The sequence below is a fragment of the Chryseobacterium vrystaatense genome (assembly GCF_000737765.1).
Lineage (GTDB): Bacteria > Bacteroidota > Bacteroidia > Flavobacteriales > Weeksellaceae > Chryseobacterium > Chryseobacterium vrystaatense.
Window position 1 is genome coordinate 822,421 of sequence record NZ_JPRI01000001.1, and the last position, 18,958, is coordinate 841,378.

Below are 18,958 nucleotides of genomic sequence, written 5' to 3' on the forward strand. Positions count from 1 at the left end.
AAAACTCTCATTGGTGCAGGCATTGAGAGTTTTTTTTAAACTTCACAAAAGTAGCTGCTGTCTTATAGCAGCAGTGACCAATTAACTCAAAACTATGTCAGAAAAACTTAATTCCGGAACATACGAAATTATTCAGAACCGTCTGAACGAGCAGAAGAATGACCTTATTCACAGACTTCAGAAGCTTAATGAAAGCCGTAAAAATATCTTCGGTGGAATCGATTTTTCTCTTATTGCCAACGAAAGAATCTCTACAGACCACAGCTGTATTGCCAAAGATATATTTTCCCTGAACGATCAACTGATATTCGGGTCGAATGCACATTTGGGACTTCAGACAGAGGTGAATATTTCTGATGTTTTTTCAATATATACCATTAACAAAGACCGTTTTGAACCTCAGGACTATACGCTGATTAATGATGAGATTTTCATCGAAGAGTTCAAAAACCTTTATAAATATTATAGAAATACATTTTTTGCCAGATTCAGTTTTACAGAAAACTATCTGTATATGGTTTTCCAGTTGTCAGAAAGCACTTCCGACATCAAAGCATTTAAATGGCTTATCAGGGACAACCAGCTGATTTATGTAGACTCAAGAAGTGCTTCCGAAACTTCATACCCGCCGCAATACAGTTTTGTATGGACAAAAGCCACCAGGGATATGCAGCGAAATGGGAAGCATCCTCACGTCTCTCTTGCGGATAAGGTATTTGTAGAAAGTATCGGTGGCGATATCACCATAAAAGTAGAAGACAATACAGATACCGGCAAAGGGATTTATTCTGAAGATGTGATCCATAAAGACCAGAACCTGGATGATGCTGAGATCCACTTCTGTGATCTGGACAATCTTGTTCTGTTTAAAATAAAACCTTATCAGGAAGCAGAACGGTATTTCATTTACAATCACAAAGAAAAAACGGTTTCCAGAGCAGATGCGCTCAAATATTCAGGATTGCTGCTGCCAGAGCATCAGGGAGTATTGTTTTCCAATGGATATGCTCTCCAGACAGGAGGATTAAAAGTAATTTCCCAGGACCTGAACAGATTATACTATCTTAAAACATTAACAGAGCCAAACGGTGAGAATTTTTTATATGTATTTTACGATGATAAAACCAATAACTATCAGCTAATCTCTTATAATATCATCTCCCAGACCATAGAAACACCGATTCGATGCAGTGGATTTACGTTTTTAAGCACCGGTAAACTCATCTATCTGAGAGAAAGTACAGAAACCACCAAACACCATCTGGCTCAAATCTGGCAGACTCCTTACTCTAAGGAACTACAGCCTAATCTAGAAAAGGCAGACAGCCTGCTCTATAAAATCGGGAATAAGGATATTGTGAGGGTTATGGCAGAAAGTCAGGAGCTGATCACCCTTTTGAATAAAAAAGATTCCTACAGCGGACTCTATGACGACATTGTTAAGCTTTCTACCGCTATTCTGGATGTGTATTACTTTTTAGGTGAAGATGAGGTTCAAAAGCTTGATCAGCCGCTCAAAGAGATCAGGACCATCGCCCATTCCGCCATTAATGAATATGAAAAGGTAATTGAGCAGAGAAAAAATACGGAAGAAGCTTTAGAGAAAATTAAAGATTCATGTGATAAAATCCTTGATGATACCAAAAGGCTTCATTACTCACAGCTTACAGAATATATTGATGCCCTTTCACAGATCAGGGTTTTAAGAGGAGAAGTCACAGGAGCCAGAGAGCTGAAATATGCAGATCCGCAGCTTTTGAATACTTTAGAAAAGTCTTTATCAGAACGTTATCATGAACTCTCCAATGCCTGTGTGGATTTTCTGCTTCAGGAGGGGGCCTTATCGCCTTATGAAGAAAAGGCTCAAGGTATTTCGGAAGAAATCATTAACCTTCAGAAAGCGGTGGATGCTAAAATTATTGAAGAGAATATCAATACCCTGTCCGGTCAGCTGGAACTTCTTGTAGATATTGTCAATAATCTTAAAATAGAAGATACTTCCCAGTCTACCCAAATCATTGAAAATATATCCCTGATTTTTGCCCGTCTGAATCAGGAACGGCTTGAACTTGGAAAAAGGAAAAGAGAAATTTCAGGAAAAGAACGGGCATCAGATTTTCAGGCGCAGATCACCTTGTTTGATCAGTCAGTAATCAATTTCCTGGAACTGTCCCAGACACCTGAAAAGTGTGATGAATATTTGACCAAACTTTCCATTCAGCTGGAAGAAATGGAAACGAGATTCATCGATTTTGAGGAATTTATTGAAAGAATTTCCACTAAAAGAGAAGAGGTTTACGGGCATTTTCAGAACAAAAGAGTGCAGCTGACAGAATCCAGGAATAAAAGAACACAAAATCTTTTTGATGCCGCTCAGAGGATTCTGAAATCAGTTCACACCAAAGCAGAATCTTTCAGTTCTGAAAATGAGATCAATGGATATTTTGCCTCAGATCTCATGGTGGAAAAGGTAAGGGATACGGCAAAACAGCTTGCTGAACTGGAAGATTCAGCAAAGTCGGAAGAAATACAGACTCTTCTGAAAACCTCACAGCAGGAAGCCCTGCGAAAATTGAAAGACAAAAATGAGATCTATGCAGATGGTGAGAATATCATTGCTCTGGGCGATTATAAATTTACAGTAAACCGCCAGAAACTGGATCTTACACTTGTTCTTCGGAACGCTCAGTATTATTATCATCTAACCGGAACATCGTTTTATGAACCATTGCATTTCGATGATGTTGAAAATTTCAGAGAAGTCTGGAATCAGGAATTCGTTTCGGAAAATGCCCATATAAAAAGGTTTGAATATCTAGCCTGGAATGTGTTTTGTGAAAATAAAAAACTGACGACAGATCAGGAGGTGCAGAATGCCGTTCAGATCTTTACCTCAAAACATTTCGGAGAAGGCTTGGTGAAGGGAATCCATGACGTAGATGCTCAGAAAATTGTCATCAGACTTCAGCAGATGCACAACGAACTTGGACTGATGAGGTTTACTTCAATGGAAAGAGCAGCAGCACAGCTTTTCTGGTTTTTTCTGAACAATGAGCAAAAAGAATATTATTCTAAACAGTTTGAGACAGCAGCAATCATTTCTCAGTCATTTGCGTCTCCTCAGGGATTTGAATTTTTAAATAAAGGACTTTCAGAAGAAATCAGAGCTTTTGCATCAGCGAACCGTATTTTTGAAGAGACAGATTATTACAGTGCAGCTCTTTACCTGAGCAATGAAGACCGCGAAAACTTTCTGATCTCAGAGAAAGCGGCAAGCCTGTATGAAAACCTGATGAAGGAATTAAAAGAGAAAGGAAAAGATCTGGAACTTATCTCCCAAATGAAAGCGATGTATGAATATCCTTCTGCATGTTATCATATGGCTATAAGCGCATTGAAAGCCTTTGATCCGGAAATGGACCCGGACTGTATCACAGAAGCTGCCGGTTTCCTGATTACTCAGCAGTTTGATCCGAAAAATATCAGATATATTGCCTTCGAAAGCATCATTCAGGAACTTAGATCTCTTGAAAAAGATACAGAATACCATCTCAATTACTTTGAGTTTACAGCAAGGTTAAGTCATTTTAATAATACAACCGTTCCAAAATACAAACAGCTGCAGGAATTAAAGTATTCATGGGTAGGCGACAAGAAAAAATCGCTGAAACTGGATACTTTCCAACCTCAGGTGTTGAGCTCATTTGTCAGAAATAAACTGATCAACGATGTATACTTTCCTCTGATAGGAGCTAATCTAGCCAAGCAGTTGGGAACAGCCGGTTCAGATAAAAGAACCGACAGGATGGGAATGCTGCTTTTGGTATCGCCGCCGGGTTATGGCAAAACCACGTTGATGGAATATATGGCGGAAAGAATGGGGCTTGTTTTTATGAAGATCAACGGACCTTCTTTGGGGTATGATATCGTATCAACAGATCCTTCAGAGGCCAGGAATGCAGGAGCGAGACAGGAGCTTGAAAAACTGAATCTCGCACTGGAGATGGGAGATAATGTGATGTTGTATCTGGACGATATTCAGCATTGTAATCCTGAATTTCTGCAAAAATTTATTTCACTTGCAGACGGACAGAGAAAGATAGAAGGAATTTATAACGGTGAAAGCAAGACATATGATCTGAGGTCAAAACGGTTCTGCCTGGTCATGGCCGGAAATCCATACACGGAGAACGGAGAAAAATTCAAAATTCCTGATATGCTGGCTAACCGTTCAGATACCTATAATCTGGGTGAAATCTCAGGCTTGAAAACAGAGCTTTTTGATTTGAGTCTTATTGAAAACGCGCTGATGTCTAATGAATACCTGACCAGACTCACTCAGTCCGGGATGGAAAACCTGTATGAATTATACGACTGTGTTTTAACGGAAAATCCTGCGGATAACCTCAAAGGAAATTTTACGTCCAATGAAATATCCGACTTCAGGGCTGTACTGAAAAATACCATCAGTGTAAGAGATATAATCCTGAAGGTCAATAAAGAGTATATCTCGTCAGCAGCTATGTCCGATGATTACAGAAACGAACCGGCATTCAAGCTTCAGGGATCATATCGTAATATGAATAAACTTATTGCTCAGATCCAGCCGATTCTTAAAGAAGACGAGGTCATACAAATTGTTTTGAACCATTACCAAAACGAATCTCAAACCCTTACAACCGGTGCAGAAGCCAATATGCTCAAACTCAGAGAACTTACGGGCCTTCTGTCAGAAGAAGAAACCGAACGCTGGAATGAGATCAAAAAAACTTTTGTAAAAAATAAAACCCTGAAAGGATTGGGTGAAAACGATAGAATGTCTCAGATAGTTGCTCTGTTATCACAGTTTGGCGAAGGTCTGGAAGGGATCAAAGAAGCTTTGAGGCAATAAAAAACCGGTCCCGGAACATTATTATAACCAAAACTGTGTCAGCCACGACACAGTTTTTTTGCTTTTAACAGGGGAAATAGACCAATCTGTACCCAAGATAATACTAAGTTCTGTATCTGTATCCTGATGTAAATACTCCATAATTTTGCTTCAGTAAACCAGAACACTATGGAAACCTTATTGCAAACCAACAGTCAGCTTCAATATGCTGAAGTATATATATCAGATATGATATCCCTGAAAAATATTTTTCTCCAGACACAGACACTTAAAAAGCTGAATCAGAATTTTGGTGTTCCTTTTCTTTTGGTGAAAAAGAAAAGTGAAGTCGTGGCATTTGCTACTCTGGTTATCAGTGAAAAAGAAGAAATTGTATTTAAAATCTATGAAACCGGTCTTTCAGCATCGGAAAAAAGTAATTTTACCCTTCGTGCAGAACGTTACTTTAAGAAAAGTACAATGGCTAATTTCCGTGATCCGGAACAGCTTAAAAGCAGTATCAGCAGGATGGTAAGCTGGCTGAACGTTGATTAATGAACGACGGAAAGTTGTACATTTACTTAAAACCAGATCTTTATGTCAAAAGACGTTCTCTACCTTAAAATAGCAAAATCTGTCACAGAGCAGATCAAAAGTGATACCCTGCAGTTTGGAGACCGGCTGCCTTCCCTGAGAAGTGCCCAGAAGCTCTATAACGTCAGCCTCAATACCGTAAAGCAGGCTTATATGGAACTGGAAAGCCGTTCTTTGGTAGAGTCCCGGCCGAAATATGGCTATTTTGTGAGCCAGAGTTCTCAAAGAAAACTGGCGCTGCCGTCTGTTGCCCCTATGAAAATAGAAGAGCGGGAGAATACCGCTGAGGTTCTTATTGATAAAGTGTTCGGAACCATTGACGGGACCGATGTTACTCAATTTGCTTTGGGGATTCCCGGGAAAAGTTTTCTTCCTTTGGCTAAGCTGAAGAAATCTATGATTAATGTTATTAACAGAAAGACGGACAGCGGAACAGATTACGAACCGGTACAGGGAAATGAATACCTGCGAAGGGAATCGGCCAAATGGGCTTTGGTGTTGGAAGGGAAGATCTCCGAAGATGACCTGGTGATTACCTCGGGAGCGATGAACGCAGTCTATACCTGTCTGATGGCCGTGACAAAGCCCGGGGATTCTGTAGCGGTAGAAAGCCCTGTTTATTTCGGAGTTCTTCAGGCGATTCAGCAATTGGGACTGAAGGTGGTGGAAATTCCCACCCATCCCATTTATGGTGTCGATCTGGATGCTTTGAAAAAAGTGCTTCCTACACTTTCGGCCTGCTGTTTTGTAACCAACTTTAATAATCCGTTAGGTTTCCAGATGCCCGATGACAACAAAAAAGAGCTGGTACGGATGATCACGGAATATAATGTTCCCCTTATTGAGGACGATATATATGGGAACCTATATTTTGGAGCAGAAAGACCCAAACCGTGTAAATTCTATGATGAGGCAGGCCTTGTGATGTGGATAGGATCGGTTTCCAAAACGCTTGCTCCGGGCTATCGTGTGGGATGGGTGGCTCCGGGGAAATTTAAAGAGCAGGTGATCCGTCAGAAACTGGTGCAGACAGTATGCAGCCCTTCTATATATCCTGATGTAATTGCAGATTTCCTGGAACACGGACGGTATGATCATCATTTGAGAACATTCAGAAAAAAATTATACGCCAACTATCTTCAGATTCAGAAGTCGGTGACAGAATATTTTCCCGACAATACCAAAATTTCAGAACCGAAAGGAGGATTTATGCTGTGGCTGGAACTGGATAAAAAGATTTGTACAGAAGATTTATTTGATGAAGCGATGAGTCAGAAAATTAATTTTGCTCCGGGAAGAATGTTTTCACAATACAATCAATACCAGAACTGTATGCGCCTGAATTATGCCCTGGAATGGACGGACAGAGTGGAAAGTGATCTGGAAAAGTTAGCAAAAATGGTAAAAAAAAGAATATAGTTAAATCCGTTAGTAATGAACAGTATGAATAATGAAGTGCAAATTATCAGTTACCAATTAAAATACAAAGAAGCTTTCAAGGCTTTAAATGAAGAATGGATCAAAACATTCTTTACGATGGAGGCGGGAGATTATAAATTGCTGGACAATCCTGAAGAACACATTATTGGGAAAGGAGGCTATATTGTTGTAGCCCTGCTGGATGGTGAAGCTGTTGGAACATGTGCTTTGGTAAAAACGACCGATGAACCGCTTACTTTTGAACTGTCAAAAATGGCCGTGAGTCCGAAAGCACAGGGAAAGAAAATAGGATATCTGGTAGGACAGGCTTTAGTAGAAAAGGCTAAGGAATTAAAGGCAGAAAGTATTTTCCTGGAAACGAATTCCGTATTGGTTCCTGCAATAAAACTGTATGAAAAACTGGGCTTTAAACACCTGCCTGTTTCAGATTCAGTCTATGACCGGTGTGATACTCAAATGTTATTGGAAATCAGGTGTTAAACAAAAAAAGATATTAGAACTTGGATACGAATATCTTTGTTCTAATATCAAAAAATTAAATCTAATGTTTTACTGTTCTATTTCTTAATGAAAGTTTTCGTCAGTGACTTTTTGCTTCCGTTGATTTTAATGAAATATGCTCCTGCAGGAAGACTTTGAACGTTTATCGTTTCGTTAAACAAACCATTGTAAGATTTTAAATTTCTTACTGATATCAATGATCCTTTAGCATCAATAATTTCCATTTTAATCTCCTTATCATCAGATTGATACTGAATACTGATGCTTTCTGAAGCCGGATTAGGATAAAGTTTAAAATCATGAGCTACAGTTTTTGCATCTTCCACAGCAAGTGATCCATTGGCACATACCGGAATCCTGTTGATGCCATCAATTCCCCATGACGCCTGTACCGGAATACACATCCAGTTCAGAACGGTTGGAAAATGATCCGTCTCCCTCATGGTTGAGGTATAGTCATAAATCTTGAAGGTATTTGTTGTACCCGCAGCATAAGCAGGAGATCCTGTTACCGCCAGATTGTAGGCATTCGGACTGGAATCTGTAAGTGTATTTCCTGAAGTTTCACCACACTTCCAGTCTGCCAGTAACTGAGCATAATAAGGATGTGAAGAAGTAATATCCTGATTCGCCCAATTGACAATTACATTAGCAGGAAGAGCAGATTTCCATATTCTGATATCCTTGTACGACGCGGCAAGATTGAGTCCGTATACATTGGTTCCGTCCTGATTGATAGTTAACGGTAAGCCGGAATCTATATTTCCGATGGTATTCATTTTGGCAAAAGTCACAGGAACTCCATCTTCATAAAGGGTTACCAAACCATCTCTGTCGAAACTTACCGCAATATGTTTCCATTTTCCTGTTTCTGCTTTTCCACCAGTCAGGTCAATTCTGTTGGTTCCATCGCCGATATTCATTTTGAAGTTCTGTCCTGAACTTCCGGCTATGACAAAACCTTTATTGCTTCCGCTTGCCCAGTTTTTATTACTGATCATCACGGGATCACTGGAATAAGCTGCATTAGGTTTTACCCAAAATTCAATCGTGAAATCCTGAGTTGCCCCGAAATTAAAGGGAGTCTGATTAGCTGGTTTTGCATACGTTCCTGCCGGAAAGCTAAGCTGGTTGAAGGTTTTATTGGATTCAAGCACTGTTTTACTGACTTGCTGAGGGGTAAATCCTGGGTTGGAATAGATGTTAAAGATATTTCGTTCAGAAAGGTTTCCACCGCCATGAGAACTTTGGACAGCCCCGTGGTCTGTTGTTAAAACGACCAGCCAGTCTTCACTGTTGTAGGTTGGTCTGCTTTTCATGGCATTAACGATCTCTCCGATATAGGTATCCGTAGTTTGAATTGAAGAAACATACTGAGGAACCGTGCCTGCGAATCCATACGAATGTCCTGCATGGTCTACATCGTCAAAATCAACGAAAAGAATATCAGGATTATCATTCTGCAAGGCAGTTACTGCTGCATTTTTTACAGCCAGATCCGATCCTAGATTACTTTGTACATCCGCGGTCTGTACAATCTTATCATTAAGCGGAGCCCAATTTACCAGAGACATCGTTCTTAAGTTTGGATTATAGGTTTCAGCTCTTGTTAAGAAGTCAGGATAGTTGATGTAGTTCGGGTTAGTAAAGTTGTTGTCCTGAACATTATGTTTCGTATGCCACACACCCGTAAGCATCGTACTCCAACCGTTTCCGCTCCATGTAGTGGCAGCGCATAAACCGTCTAGGGAGTAAATAGATTGATTGACAAGATTTTGGATGTTCGGAATGTTGCTGGACATCATCACGTCTGCACGGCATCCGTCAATACCGATAAAAAGGACTTTTTTGGTCTGAGCTCCAAGTAAGCAGCTCAATAGAACAGTCATTGATAATAGTTTTGTTTTCATAGGATAAAAGATTTTGAGAAGAAAATGTTTACAAATAGTAATTATTATTTTATTAATTGTAAAATTAATTTACTATTTGTAAACATAAGTGAACTTAAAGTTAATAAATTGGTAACTAAATGTTTAGGGTTTTTACAAATTCTGTGATCAAATGAGTCCCCAACATATTATTTTTTTTTTACCTGCTAAAACTTCCCTAAGTTTAAAAAAATGAGGCTGAAAAAAGTAAGTATAATTTGAAAGAAGAGTTAAAGTATATCTTCAGCCTCGGAAATTGTATTAAAAATATAATCAGGATGTGCGGTTTCCAGTTCTGCTCTGTTCTGAGCGCCGGAAAGTACAGCAATAGTGATTCCGCAACCGGCATTTTTACCCTCCTCAATATCAATCACTGAATCGCCTGCTTTTAAAACCTTTTCAGGTTCGCTGATATTAAATTTTTTCATCGCAAGATTGATCATATCCGGGCTTGGACGGCTTTCTGATACATCATCTGCTGTGATCAGCGCATCAAAGTGAACATGTTCTTTCCACTGTAATTTATCCAAAAGCTGATGGGCAATCTCAGAACTGTAACCGGTATTCAGGACTACCTTTTTATTTTTAGCCTTCATCTTTAAAAGAAAGTTTTCAGTACCGTTGATCGGTTTCACTTCCAGATTGCGGTAAGCTTCTTTTAAATGTTTTGAAAAGTTTTCGAAAATAACAGGAGCATCTTCTTCATTTCCATGGATCTCCTTTAGTAAGCTTGTGATAGCGTCCAGCTTTTCCATTCCGGCACAGCTTGAAAGCACCTTATCTAAAGTTACCTGATAACCGTGATTATTCACAGCCTGCGTTAAAGTTTTGTACACTACATTGTCTTCGTCAATCGTTGTTCCGGCCATATCCAGAACCAGTAATTCTATATTCTTCATTGAAATTTATGCGTAAATTTTTTCTATGTTAAATTTCGAAAAGCCTCCGCTTCCCGTCATTCCCTTTCCTCCAATCCCTGTTACGATGTGGATATTGGGGGAAGGATTGTGTTCAAAAATATCTTTTGTTTTACATTGGGAATAGATCCCAAACCACCTCCTTTGAATCTCATAGGTGGGAAGGTCAATAATTTTCTTTGCTTCATTGATCATAAACTCGTCGATTTCCATATTCAGGTCATATCCGAGATCATCTGCATTTTTGGCATCAGCATATTCATGAGAGTCGCCCAGAATAATAGATCCGTCAAGTGCCTGTTTGAATAAAATATGAACACCGTATTTTTTTTCAAAAGATTTTGGATCTTCTGATGCCTTGATTGTCTCAAAAGAAGCACATTCACTGAAAGATTCATATCTTCTGATGGAAAGTCCGGTTAGTATGTTTCCCGGAAGCGAATAAATTCCCTGAGGCTTGGTCTGCAGCATCTGCAGCTTGCTTACTTCTAGGTCGCTTTCGTCGAATACTTTAGGGTATAATGTCTTAAACTCGTGGCCACCACAGATCATGATCTTTGATGCTGTGAATTCTGTTCCTTCTGCGCTTATGGCCGAGCAGTTCTGCCCATTTTCACCCGTTTCAATAATCGTGGTGTTATAGAAGATCTGAAGTTCCATTTTTTCCTTTAAAAGCTTGTGAAGTTTGACGATCATATCAGCAGAATCTACAGAAAGTTCCTGTGGGAAAAAAAGTCCGCCCTTACAGTAATCAGAACGCAGGCCGTCAAATTTCTTGATGCAGTCATTTTTTGACAACAGGACAGATTCGTAATCATTGTTTCTGTTGATCTCATAAAGTTCTTCAATCAGCTGAATTTCTTCATCATTCGAAGCGATATATACAGAACCGTTTTTTCTGATGGTAAGATCTGCCTGTGCATGAAGTTCATGATAGATAGCCAGACTTTCTCTTCCGTAGTTTTGCCATGTAAGGTCCATTCCGGAAGGAACTACCTGTCCGAAATTTCTTACCGTTGCGCCTTGAGGGACAGAGTTTCTTTCCAGTAAAGCTACTTTAAGGCCTTTCTTTAGAGCATGATAAGCGTGGAATGTTCCCAGAATTCCGCCTCCCACAACGATTAAATCAAATTTTGCTGTCATTGTTATTTTAATTTATAAAACTTCGACGGATCGAAATTGATGAATTGATTAGAATTTGAATTAGGTTTTGCCTTTTTCCTGAAGGCTAAAAAAGCAATCACCGAAAGAATAAAAACGGCTGCCGTAATAATATAATTCAGATGAATATAAAAATTGAGCCACGAAGTCTGTGCCGAACCGAAGTTCTTATACAACAGGATCAGGACACTTCCCAGATATCCGAAAGAGTCAACAGTATAGATCAGAAACCCTACATTTCCCTTGATGTCAAACGCAGCGATCATACGGTCGAAATAAATTCCGTTAAAAGGAATATAGCAGATGTACATTCCAAAACCTGAGATAACCATCCAGAGAAAAGGAGATAAGGAAGCATTCTGAAATAAATAAGTAGATAATCCTACCGTCAGAATACCTGCGAAAAGAATATAATGATAATAGGCAAAAGCCTTTTTATTGTTTTTTACCTTCACCATAAAGCTTAAGATCAGAAGCACCATTATCGCAATGGGAATTTCTGTAAGGGTGAAAATAGAACTGTCAAAACTAAAATGCATGCCGTCCCAGATCTCACGGTTGAAATTATCTCTGAAATCCCTTAAAACCGTTAAACAGATATACAGAAAAATAATGCATACGATGGGAATGAAGAACTGGCGGATCAGTTCTTTTCTTTCTGCATGGAGCAAAGGCTGTCGTTTGTTTTTAAGGAGAATATCCTCTTCCGTAGGCTTGGGAATTCTTTCCAGAAGCAGGGCAAAAATAATCAGCGGAATAACGAAAACCAATCCGGTACAGAATGGCATCCAGAATTCTGAAACAGGAAAAGTATCCATGATGGATTTCCCAACCGATTTCGTAAAACCTGAAGAAACAACAAAGCTTGTACACAGGAAAAGACCAATGATCTCTGTCGTTTTACGTCCTTCTATATAAGAAAATACAATGCCCCAGATCATTCCCAAGGGGATGCCGTTGAGGAACATAAAAACAATATTGTAAGGAGCGGGAACCGCAGCAAATCCTAATAATGCAAGTTCTGCCCATCCAATGAATGCCAGTAAGTAAACAATTCTTTTTTCTGGCTTCAGCTCCGAGATAAATTTGATCCCAATGAATTTTGAAATAAAATATCCTACCGCCTGAGCAATGATGATCAGAATTTTATAATCAACTCCGAAGTAGGAGAGTCCTTCAAAAGAGGCAACGGTAAAAGGTTTTCTGAAACCGTACATGCAGAAGTAGACACCGAAAGCGGCCAGGGCAGCCTTCAGTGTTACTAATGTTTTTTTGTTGATACTTTGAGCCATTGATGATGGTTTAGAAGTTCAGTTTTATTCCCAGATTACATCGTACTCCATAATATTCCACCTGTTCAGGACGGTCTTCATTCTTTCCAAAGTGGTAGATCAGCGGTTTGTTCAGGATGTTGTTGACGTCTGCATAAAACATCAGGTGCTTGGTAAACTGATAAGATCCTCCGAAATCCAGGCTGCTGTATTTTCCGTAGTAGGAATCATTGATGTCGTCTTCAGCATATTCTACCGCATATTTTCCTTTGTAGTTATAGGCCAGTCTTGCATTGAATCCTTTTTGCTCAAAGAAAACCTGTACGTTATACAGTTGTTTGGCCTGATAAGGAAGTGCGACCTTTCTTCCGCTTGGTTTTTCCATTTCTGAAGTCATAAACGTAGCATTGAGCTGAGTTCCGAAATACTGAAGAAAGCCCGGTAAAAAGTCAAATCTTTTAGTGATTCCCAGTTCAGCGCCACCCAGCCAAGCTGCTTTTCCGTTGTTCGGAGCGGTAAACTGTACGCCATTCATTCCGTTGTAGTTTCCGATAAAAGAATCCTGGAAAATAGGATCTGTGATGGATTTGTAAAAAATACCACCGCTTACAATCCCTACATTTGAGAAATAATATTCTCCCATCAGGTCGAAGTTGAGAGAATACGTTGGATTCAGATCAGGATTTCCTCCTTTGAATTCATTGTCCGCTTCGCTGTACGTTCCACCTGGAGTCAAGTCTCCGAAGTTTGGTCTTGAAAAAGTTCTTGTTGCTGCAAAACGAAGATTGGTCTTGTCATCCAGGGCATATTTGATGTGGAGCATTGGAAGAACAGCCAGATAATTATTGGTATGTTCAACAGGAGTCAGAACATCGCCAATTACATTATATCCTTTTACCTGAGTGTGTGTATTTGATAATCTGATTCCTCCTAAAACAGTAACCTTATCATTCACTTTATAAGTTCCCATTCCATATGCATCGGCATGTTTTTCAAAAACATCGAAGTTTCTTCCTAAAGCCTTGTTGTACTCCAGAGCTTCGGAATCAGTAGGATTGATCTTCAGATTTCCCTGATTCTGAATCCAGAACTGATCCATACCCGTTGTAGAAAGTACTGGTCCGAAGGTGTTTCCGATGGGAGCATTCATTTCGCTTAAATATTTCGGTCCGTTTGGCTGTGTAGTAACATAGGGAGCGTAATCTGATAAAAGAGGAGCTGTTCCTCCATTCCAGTTATAGAAAATATCAGAGAATCTGGCATTTCTTTCCTTGTCCCTGTATTTAAATCCATATTTTAATGTCAGTCGGTCCGAGGCGTTGATCTCATGATTGAATCCTGCTACAATTTTGTCTTTTTCCTCCACAAAAACTTTGTAAAATTCAAGGTCTGTAAATCTCATCTGAGCTGCATCCATTTTGAAGCCCGGATCACTGTAGAATCCAAATAAGGCATCAGGGTTTTTATAATCCAGTTTTCCTCCGTCTGCTTTCCAATATGCTCTCGGACCGCTTCCATGATTGGAAATATAATCAGGATTAATACCTACTCCGGATTGCGTGTACTTGATCACATAATAAGAATTGTTCTGCTTGTCAGGAATATTTCCGTATTTGAAACGATTGTCATAATAGGATAGATCCCAGTCGATTTTTCCTTTGTTTAAAGTATGAACCCCTCCTAAAGAAACAGAGGTAAGTTCCGTGATCAGTAAGTTATGAATATTCTGAAGTTCTACTCTCGCCGTATTATTCGTCGGGCTGAATTTGTCAAATCTGATTCTGTGCTTGTAATGGGTTTCATCATCCGAAAGAGTCCCGTACATTCCTTTTAAATACAATGTATTCTTTGGAGAAAGCACATATTCAAAAGCAGCATTCAAACCGGTTGTTTTTCTTACGCCATTATAATCGCGGAGTTCCATTCTGAAAACACCCTCGTCACCGCTTCTTCTCGCTTCAAAATTATCGGTAGACCAGTTTCTTATAAAGTGCGCTACATTAAACAGGTACCCGAATTTTTTATCTTTGGTTCTGCCTCCGTAAAGAAGCCCAAGATTGTAAACACCTTTGTCAGCTTTTGCATTGTAACCGCTTCCCAAAGTCGCTTTAAATTCGGTTTTCATCGGTGGAGTCTTCGTAATGAAGTTAACGCCACCTCCGATTCCGTCTGCTTCCATATCGGGGGTAAACGACTTGTTGACGTGTACATACGAGATCAGTTCGGTTGGAAAAAAGTCAAATGCTGTAGCTCTGGAAGTGGTTTCTTCCTCTGCGGTAGGCAATCTGTTTCCGTTGATGGTTGTCGAAGCCCAAAATGGCGGAAGTCCCCTCAATGAAACAAATCTTCCTTCACCCTGATCCCTCTCGATAGAGACACCCTGAACACGCTGAACGGTTTCTGCGGCATTTCTGTCCGGGAGCTTTCCGATTCCGTCTGATGCAATAACATTGGTAATATTCACCGCATTTTTCTGAAGGTTTAATGCTCTTGCCTCCGTATTTTTTAAGGTTCCCGTAACCACAACTTCGTCAATGGTTTTTCTCTGTTGGGATAATTTTACAGAACCTAAATCTACAGTTTCTCCTGACTTAACATCGATGCTGATATCTGTTGTTTCATATCCGATATAACTTATCTGCAGATCATAATGACCTTCTTTGATATCATTAACCGTAAATTTCCCATCAATATCAGTGGCTGTATTTTTTGATAAACCTTTTATTTTGACCGACGCGCCGGGAAGGGGTTGGCTGTCGTCCAAAACAGTTCCTATGATTAGCTGCTTCTGTGCTGACACAAAAAATATCAAACAGACAAAAGCAAGGGTAAGTAATTTCTCTAATTGGGTCCTCATTTTTACATATATTAAATTTTCACTGCAAATCAAGCTAATAATTTTAATATATATAAATATTTCGTGTTAAGTATTATTTAACAAATCAAGGCAATTTGTTACTTAAATTTTACAGGATGAGGCGATCTGAAAAAAAACGAAGAAATGACAAATACTGCGTACGGTCACTTATATTAAGGACTTTAAGATGGGACAGAGAAATACATTTTTACAGGAAATTGTATGGGTAAATATACTTACGAATTAACATTCTGTTAATTTAGACAGAGAAATGAAAAACCGAAAGTTTACTATTTGTAAACTTTTGTGAGACAATTGAAGAAAAAAAGGATTAAAATTCTGTTGGAAATTAAATAGTTCTAGGCGGTATAAAAATAGAGAACAAGCATGATACAGCTTTCATTGCTGATGCTTACGGGGACATGTGGAAATTTTCCATTAAAATAAAGAGAGTCACCTTCTTTGAGGATAATTTCTTCATTGTCGATGATGTATTTTACTTCACCCTTTAGGATATATTTAAATTCCCAGGCATCTGTAATTACTTTTTCTCTCTTAGAATTTGGTTCAATGGTCAGTAATACAGCTTCAAAACCTAAAGAATGAAGACTTTTGCTGAAAATATGCATGTACTTGAACCCTTCCGCTTCCACTTCTTTTTCAATCACCTGCTGGTTATCTTTAGGAAGGTAAATGAATTTGGCGCTGGATTTTTTTTCAACACCTTCAAAGAAATAGCTGGCATCAATTTCCAGAGACTGGATCATATCCAGCAGCACCGGAAGGGAAGGAATGGTTCGTCCGTTCTCAATCCTGGAAACAAGACCGTTGCTTACATTGGCTTTGGAAGCCAGTTCATTGATGGTTAAATTATTCTTTTTTCTGATATCCTTCAGCCTCTTTCCGATACCTATTAAAAAATCATTCATAGTGTTTGCAATTTAACCTAAATTATGTTCCGTCATTATAAAGATGAAAAGCAAAGTTAATATTATTATATATAGCTTTTATAATGTCCGGAATCAATTCATTGAAAATTGTTATTGGCAATGAAATGGTAAATTCGTCTATTCACTCTTTTTCCCTATTTTTGTGAAATTCCTTATTTCAATGAAAAAGATTATTCTCATCGAAGACGAAACCAGCGTAGTATCTTTTATAAAGAAAGGACTTCAGGAAAGCGGGTACGAAGTTTCCGTGGCTTTTGACGGACGTACAGGTGTACAATTGGTACAGGGCAACGATTTCGATTTGGTAGTTTTGGATATTATGCTGCCGGAAATGAACGGGCTGGATGTGTGTAAGGAGATCAGAAAAACCAATCAGCATGTCCCCATCCTTTTTTTAACGGCCCTGGGAACTTCGGAAAATATTGTGCTGGGACTGGAAAGCGGTGGTGATGACTATCTTGTAAAACCTTTTAAATTCATTGAACTGGTGGCAAGAGTAAAATCTCTGCTGAGAAGAAGCAATGGAGTAAGCCCCCAGGAAATTGCAGAACCGGAACCGGACAATGAACATGTGTTTCAGTTTTCCGACCTGATCGTTAATGACTATACAAAGAAAGTAACCCGTGCCGGAGATGAAATTTCGCTCACTTCCACAGAATATAAACTGTTGCTGTATTTCCTGAATAATCCCGAAAAGGTAATTTCCAGAGCCGAAATTCTGGATGCAGTTTGGGGTGTCAATTATGAACTGGGAACGAATGTGGTGGATGTTTACGTAAATTATTTAAGAAAAAAACTGGATCAGCAGGATGATAATAAACTGATTCATACTGTGATAGGGATGGGTTATGTACTGAAAAAACCGTAGAGAATGTTTAATAAAGTTGTTACAAATCAGACCAAAACGATGGTGCTCTTAATGTTGGTATTTACTGCCATCATTCTGCTTTTCAGTGGTTTGGTTTATTTTTCAATTGTCAACTTTTCGCATCAGAGGTTTTATGAGCTGCTGAAAATACGTACCACAACCATTGTTCAGATTGAGAAAAGCAAGGACCATCTGGACCTGCCGGAAAACTACATCCTTAACAGCCTGAATGATGAGGAGCTTCCCATGGAAAGAGATTATGTTTTCGCGGTTCCTGAAGATTCCAATTTCAGAAAGATCTCACAGGAAGTCCATATTCCGGATTATTTTTTCAAAAGTATTGTCAGAAAAGGCGAAGCTAATTATAATGATAAAGAATTCTATTATATCGGGCAGACCTTTAAGTATGATGATAAAGAATATATAGCCATCGCTTCTGCCAAGAATCATTATGTGATCTATTATCTTGGATTTTTAAAAAGAACGCTCATCACATGTATCGTACTTTCCCTGTTCTTCAGTATGATATTTTCTTTTTATCTGTCGAAAACGTTATTCAGACCGATATTGAAGATTACCGGAAAAGTAAAGGAAATCAGTTCCGAGAATCTTCACCTTAGACTGGAAGCGCAGCCTGACAATAAAGAACTGAATGAGCTGGTAGATACCTTCAACGGTATGCTGAACAGAATTGAAACTTCATTTGAAACCCAGAACCATCTGATCGGAAATGTGTCCCACGAATTGAGAACGCCTTTGACATCGATCATGGGTGAAGCCGATGTTGCCCTTTCGATCAACAGAACGGCAGATGAATATAAAGATACTTTGGAAATTATTCTGGATGAAGCTGAAAAGCTGGATAAAAAGATCAAAGCTTTATTGATGATTGCTCAAACCGGATTCGACGGGAAGATTCAGAAAATGGATAAAGTAAGGATCGATCAGCTGCTGTGGGACGTGATTGAAACATTAAGAAAAATTGATTCCAGAAACAATATATATCTGGATATCAGTATGCTTCCGGATAATCCTAAAAAATTAAAAGTCCAGGGTAATGAGCAGTTGCTGCATCTTGCGGTAGCTAATATCATTAATAACGGATGTAAATATTCTAATTTCCAACAGGTAAAAGTTTCGTTGGGTGCCACAGATACAGATGTTTATATTATTGTAAAAGATTTCGGGATCGGAATTCCGGAGGTGGAGATGAACAAAATCTACGATCCGTTCTTCAGAGCTTCCAATACCAAAAACTATGAAGGCTACGGAATCGGACTTCCGCTGGCCAGAAACATCATCAGAATGCACCATGGGGAACTGATTGTAAGTTCTCATGAAAACCAGGGGACCACGGTACAGATGCGTTTTCCTAATTTCTATAGCGCGAGACCGGAGAGAATAGAGAAAGTTAGGATTTAGCTTTAGACTAAACTTAAGACTTAGGTTGAGGGTCTCAAACGGGTTTGAGAGTGGGATTGTTTTAGGGTTTCTGATTATTGAGTTCCTATCTGACGTCTTGCATCCTGATTCCTGACTCCTGTTTCTTAATTTCATCATTCAAATTTTTAACCTTAACTTAAAAGCTTCCCCTCTGAAAT

The 18,958-nt window shown here is 39.1% G+C and carries 12 protein-coding genes; 6 read left to right on the top strand and 6 right to left on the bottom strand.

Going from position 1 to position 18,958, the window contains the following annotated elements:
- The first annotated feature begins 94 nt into the window (after nt 1-94).
- The 4 genes from IW16_RS03855 (at nt 95) to IW16_RS03870 (ending at nt 7,384) form a co-directional block, all read left to right on the top strand.
- A complete protein-coding gene (locus IW16_RS03855) occupies nt 95-4,891 on the top strand; it encodes a DNA repair ATPase (protein ID WP_034739844.1) in 4,797 nt (1,598 codons plus the stop codon).
- A 168-nt stretch (nt 4,892-5,059) separates the two neighbouring features.
- On the top strand, nt 5,060-5,425 hold the full coding sequence (locus tag IW16_RS03860) for a hypothetical protein (protein ID WP_034739845.1): 366 nt from the start codon (nt 5,060-5,062) through the stop codon (nt 5,423-5,425).
- A 42-nt stretch (nt 5,426-5,467) separates the two neighbouring features.
- Entirely contained in the window at nt 5,468-6,883 is a 1,416-nt protein-coding gene (locus IW16_RS03865; protein ID WP_034739847.1) for an aminotransferase-like domain-containing protein, read from the top strand.
- Nucleotides 6,884-6,898: 15 nt separating this feature from the next.
- Nucleotides 6,899-7,384 carry a GNAT family N-acetyltransferase gene (locus IW16_RS03870; RefSeq protein WP_034739849.1) on the top strand — a complete coding sequence of 162 codons (486 nt, stop codon included), beginning with the start codon at nt 6,899-6,901 and terminating at the stop codon, nt 7,382-7,384.
- A 77-nt stretch (nt 7,385-7,461) separates the two neighbouring features.
- Here the strand turns inward: IW16_RS03870 and IW16_RS03875 are convergent, their stop codons facing one another.
- From IW16_RS03875 to IW16_RS03900, 6 genes are all read right to left on the bottom strand, one after another.
- The gene (locus IW16_RS03875) at nt 7,462-9,315 is read right to left on the bottom strand and encodes a LamG-like jellyroll fold domain-containing protein (RefSeq protein ID WP_034739852.1); all 1,854 of its coding nucleotides are present in this window, start codon (nt 9,313-9,315) and stop codon (nt 7,462-7,464) included.
- 248 nt (nt 9,316-9,563) lie between these two features.
- The gene (locus IW16_RS03880; protein WP_034739854.1) at nt 9,564-10,232 is read right to left on the bottom strand and encodes an HAD-IA family hydrolase; all 669 of its coding nucleotides are present in this window, start codon (nt 10,230-10,232) and stop codon (nt 9,564-9,566) included.
- 6 nt (nt 10,233-10,238) lie between these two features.
- Entirely contained in the window at nt 10,239-11,393 is a 1,155-nt protein-coding gene (locus IW16_RS03885) for a TIGR03364 family FAD-dependent oxidoreductase (protein WP_034739856.1), read from the bottom strand.
- A 2-nt stretch (nt 11,394-11,395) separates the two neighbouring features.
- Nucleotides 11,396-12,703 (bottom strand): DUF5690 family protein, encoded by a 1,308-nt coding sequence (locus IW16_RS03890; protein ID WP_051889893.1) that lies wholly within the window; start codon nt 12,701-12,703, stop codon nt 11,396-11,398.
- 10 nt (nt 12,704-12,713) lie between these two features.
- On the bottom strand, nt 12,714-15,539 hold the full coding sequence (locus IW16_RS03895; protein ID WP_034739858.1) for a TonB-dependent receptor: 2,826 nt from the start codon (nt 15,537-15,539) through the stop codon (nt 12,714-12,716).
- 359 nt (nt 15,540-15,898) lie between these two features.
- Nucleotides 15,899-16,468 carry a helix-turn-helix domain-containing protein gene (locus IW16_RS03900; protein ID WP_034739860.1) on the bottom strand — a complete coding sequence of 190 codons (570 nt, stop codon included), beginning with the start codon at nt 16,466-16,468 and terminating at the stop codon, nt 15,899-15,901.
- A 181-nt stretch (nt 16,469-16,649) separates the two neighbouring features.
- Between IW16_RS03900 and IW16_RS03905 the strand changes: the two genes are divergently transcribed.
- Both IW16_RS03905 and IW16_RS03910 read left to right on the top strand, forming a co-directional pair.
- The gene (locus IW16_RS03905) at nt 16,650-17,357 is read left to right on the top strand and encodes a response regulator transcription factor (protein WP_034739863.1); all 708 of its coding nucleotides are present in this window, start codon (nt 16,650-16,652) and stop codon (nt 17,355-17,357) included.
- 3 nt (nt 17,358-17,360) lie between these two features.
- The gene (locus IW16_RS03910) at nt 17,361-18,779 is read left to right on the top strand and encodes a sensor histidine kinase (RefSeq protein WP_034739866.1); all 1,419 of its coding nucleotides are present in this window, start codon (nt 17,361-17,363) and stop codon (nt 18,777-18,779) included.
- The last annotated feature ends 179 nt before the right edge of the window (nt 18,780-18,958 follow it).

Excerpts from the sequence above, each read along its gene's own strand:
- IW16_RS03855 (WP_034739844.1), top strand. The coding sequence starts at position 95 with ATGTCAGAAAAACTTAATTCCGGAACATACGAAATTATTCAGAACCGT.
- IW16_RS03860 (WP_034739845.1), top strand. The coding sequence starts at position 5,060 with ATGGAAACCTTATTGCAAACCAACAGTCAGCTTCAATATGCTGAAGTA.
- IW16_RS03865 (WP_034739847.1), top strand. The coding sequence starts at position 5,468 with ATGTCAAAAGACGTTCTCTACCTTAAAATAGCAAAATCTGTCACAGAG.
- IW16_RS03870 (WP_034739849.1), top strand. The coding sequence starts at position 6,899 with ATGAACAGTATGAATAATGAAGTGCAAATTATCAGTTACCAATTAAAA.
- IW16_RS03875 (WP_034739852.1), bottom strand. The coding sequence starts at position 9,315 with ATGAAAACAAAACTATTATCAATGACTGTTCTATTGAGCTGCTTACTT.
- IW16_RS03880 (WP_034739854.1), bottom strand. The coding sequence starts at position 10,232 with ATGAAGAATATAGAATTACTGGTTCTGGATATGGCCGGAACAACGATT.
- IW16_RS03885 (WP_034739856.1), bottom strand. The coding sequence starts at position 11,393 with ATGACAGCAAAATTTGATTTAATCGTTGTGGGAGGCGGAATTCTGGGA.
- IW16_RS03890 (WP_051889893.1), bottom strand. The coding sequence starts at position 12,703 with ATGGCTCAAAGTATCAACAAAAAAACATTAGTAACACTGAAGGCTGCC.
- IW16_RS03895 (WP_034739858.1), bottom strand. The coding sequence starts at position 15,539 with ATGAGGACCCAATTAGAGAAATTACTTACCCTTGCTTTTGTCTGTTTG.
- IW16_RS03900 (WP_034739860.1), bottom strand. The coding sequence starts at position 16,468 with ATGAATGATTTTTTAATAGGTATCGGAAAGAGGCTGAAGGATATCAGA.
- IW16_RS03905 (WP_034739863.1), top strand. The coding sequence starts at position 16,650 with ATGAAAAAGATTATTCTCATCGAAGACGAAACCAGCGTAGTATCTTTT.
- IW16_RS03910 (WP_034739866.1), top strand. The coding sequence starts at position 17,361 with ATGTTTAATAAAGTTGTTACAAATCAGACCAAAACGATGGTGCTCTTA.